Raw genomic sequence first — 2,915 nt, 5'->3', positions numbered from 1 at the left:
CGGCCTCGCTTCCCGCCGATGAGGTGCACCGCCTGTTCGACGCCTTGAGGCCGCTCAAGGCGCGCGGCGTCGGCATGATCTATGTGTCGCATCGGCTCGATGAGGTGTTCGAGATCGCCGATCGCATCGCCGTTCTGCGCGACGGAGTTCTCGTCGGCGAAAGGCTGGTCACCGACACCACCCCGGAGGAGCTGGTTTCCCTGATCGTCGGGAAGGCGCTCGACAAGTTCGAGGCCACGCCGCGCCCGCGTTCGGAGAAGACCCGGCTCGCCGTGTCGGGCCTGACGGTCGCGGGCGCCGGCCCGGTTGATTTCACTGTCGCGCAATCCGAAATCGTCGGTCTCGTCGGCCTCCGCGGCGCCGGACAGGAACGCATCGGTCGGGCGCTATTCGGCGCGCTCCCGCATTCGGGAACGATTCTGCTCGACGGCTCCGTACCGGCGCTCGGCGGCCCCGCCGCGGCAATGCAAGCGGGGATCGGACTCATCGCCCGCGACCGCGTCGAAGAATCGGAAGCCAGCGGCCTCACCATTCGCGAGAACGTCTTCATCAACCCGAAGGCGATCGGCCGAAGCTTCGCCTCGCCCCTCTCGCCGCGCGCGGAGGCCGATGAGGCCCGCGCGATCGGCCTTAAGGTCGGGCTTCGTCCAATCGATCCTCTGTTGCCCATCGAATCGCGCTCGGGCGGCAACCAGCAGAAGGTTATCGTCGGGCGCTGGCTGCGCATCGGCGGCCGGCTTCTGATCGCCGAGGACCCGACCGCCGGCGTCGATGTCGGCGCGAAGGCGGAGATCTACCGCCTCCTCGACCAGGCGCTTGCGACCGGCCTCAGCGTCGTCGTCGTCTCGACCGATTTCGAGGAAGTCGCCCGCCTCTGTCATCGAGCGCTTGTGTTCTCGCGCGGCGTGATCGTCGCCGAACTCACAGGCGACGCGCTTTCCATCGAACGGTTGATTCACGCGGCGTCGGTCGCCGCTTCCGACGCTGCATAGGAGGAGACAATGGCTTCTTCGGTCAAATCGACGGCGCTCGAGCCGACCCCCGCGGAGCTTGCCGGCCTCAGCGTCTTCGAACGGGTCAAGCGGTTCGTGCCGGTCTATGGCCTGGTCATCCTGACCGTCCTGCTCGCGCTTTTTTTCAGCATCCTTCTGCCGGAGACGTTCCCGACCCTGTTGAACGTCCGTTCGATCATCTCGGACAAGGCGATCATCGCCATCCTCTCGCTCGGCGCCATGATCCCGATGGTGGCGGGCAAGATCGACCTGACGGTCGGCTACGGCATCGTCCTTTGGCACATTCTGGCGATCAGCCTGCAGACCCAGTTGGGCGTTCCCTGGCCGCTCGCGGTGCTCGTCGTGCTCGCGCTCGGCGCGGGCGTTGGGCTCATCAACGGACTTCTGGTCGAGGTCGCCCAGATCGACGCCTTCATCGCGACGCTTGGCACCGGCACGATCCTTTATGCGATCGCGATGTGGTACAGCAAAGGCCGCCAGATCGTGGGTGTCGCCTCGGACGCCTTCTATGCGCTGAACGGCGCCGACGTGTTCGGCCTGCCGATAACCGGCTTCTACGTGCTCGCCCTATCGGTTGCGCTCTGGTTCGTGCTCGAATATCTGCCGATCGGCCGCTATTTCTATGCGATCGGCGCCAATCCGAAGGCCGCCGAGCTCAACGGCATTCCGGTCCGCCGCTACACGATCCTCGCCTTCGTCGCCTCGGGCCTCCTGGCCGCTTTCGCAGGCGTCCTGCTCGCCGCAAAACTCAGGATCGGCCAGGCCAGCGTCGGACTCGAATATCTGCTGCCGGCGCTCGTCGGCGCCTTTCTCGGCTCGACCACGATCAAGCCCGGCCGCGTGAACGTCTGGGGGACGGTGGTCGGCGTGACGATTTTGGCGATCGGCATCTCCGGCATCCAGCAGCTCGGCGCCCTCTTCTTCGTCGAGCCCCTGTTCAACGGCGCGACCCTGCTCGTCGCCATCGGCATCGCTGGCTACGCGCAACGCAGGCGTGGAGCCGAACCGGCGCGCGCGCCTGCGACAACGGCGCAATCTGGGGGCGCGAACGGTGAGACCGCTGCGACCTCGTCTAAGGGAGGTAAGTTATGAACGGTTTTAAGATAGCCCTGCTCGCCGGCGTCTGCGCGCTGGCGACGGTCTCGATCGCGCGCGCCGACGACTACGTCGACATGGCGACCAAGGCGGCGAAGGCCGCGACGGCCCGGGCGGACAAATGGGACGGTCCGACCACGGGGCCCACGGCCGCGAAGGGCAAGAAGGTCGTGTTCGTCGCCGCAGACCTGAAGAACGGCGGCATTCTCGGCGCCTCCGAAGGCGTCAAAGAGGCGGCCAAGGCCATCGGCTGGACCGTCATCGTGATCGACGGCCAAGGATCGGTCTCGGGCCGCACCGCCGCGATGAACCAAGCCCTGACCCTCAAGCCCGACGGCATCGTCGCCGGCGGCTTCGACACCAACGAGCAGAAGGTGGCGTTTGACGCGGCCGCCAAATCGGGCGCGGCGGTCGTCGGCTGGCACGCCGGTACGCATGCGGGGCCTGAGCCGGAAGCGGGCATCTTCGCCAACGTCACCACCGTACCGAAGGACGTCTCCGATACCGCCGCCTTTCAGGCGATCGCGGAATCGGGCGGCAAGGCCGGCGTCGTGATCTTCACCGATTCGCAGTACGAAATCGCCGTCTTCAAGGCCAAGGCGATGGAGGCCGCGATCAAGAACTGCGCCGACTGCAAGGTGCTCGAATATGTCGATTCGCCAATCGCCGAGTCCTCCCAGCGGATGCCGCAGCTCACAACGACGCTCTTGCAGAAGTACGGAGACAAGTGGACGCACTCGCTGGCGATCAACGATCTCTACTTCGACTTCATGGGCCCCTCGCTCGCCGCGGCCGGCAAGAAGGGCG

The 2,915-nt window shown here is 66.2% G+C and carries 3 protein-coding genes; all 3 read left to right on the top strand.

Going from position 1 to position 2,915, the window contains the following annotated elements:
• The coding region (locus ACLP25_RS24900) for an ATP-binding cassette domain-containing protein (RefSeq protein WP_442471805.1) at window positions 1–992 on the top strand (992 nt) is incomplete at its 5' end.
• Between the two features lie 9 nt (window positions 993–1,001).
• Window positions 1,002–2,105 (top strand): ABC transporter permease, encoded by a 1,104-nt coding sequence (locus ACLP25_RS24895; RefSeq protein WP_442471804.1) that lies wholly within the window; start codon window positions 1,002–1,004, stop codon window positions 2,103–2,105.
• Window positions 2,102–2,915 (top strand): substrate-binding domain-containing protein (locus tag ACLP25_RS24890; RefSeq protein WP_442471803.1); only part of this gene is annotated, 814 nt, incomplete at its 3' end. The genes ACLP25_RS24895 and ACLP25_RS24890, both read left to right, overlap by 4 nt.

The sequence above is a fragment of the Roseiarcus sp. genome, assembly GCF_052145395.1.
Taxonomy (GTDB): domain Bacteria; phylum Pseudomonadota; class Alphaproteobacteria; order Rhizobiales; family Beijerinckiaceae; genus Roseiarcus.
The sequence above is the reverse complement of the archived record's forward strand: the minus strand, read 5'-3'. Positions and strand labels throughout refer to the sequence as shown.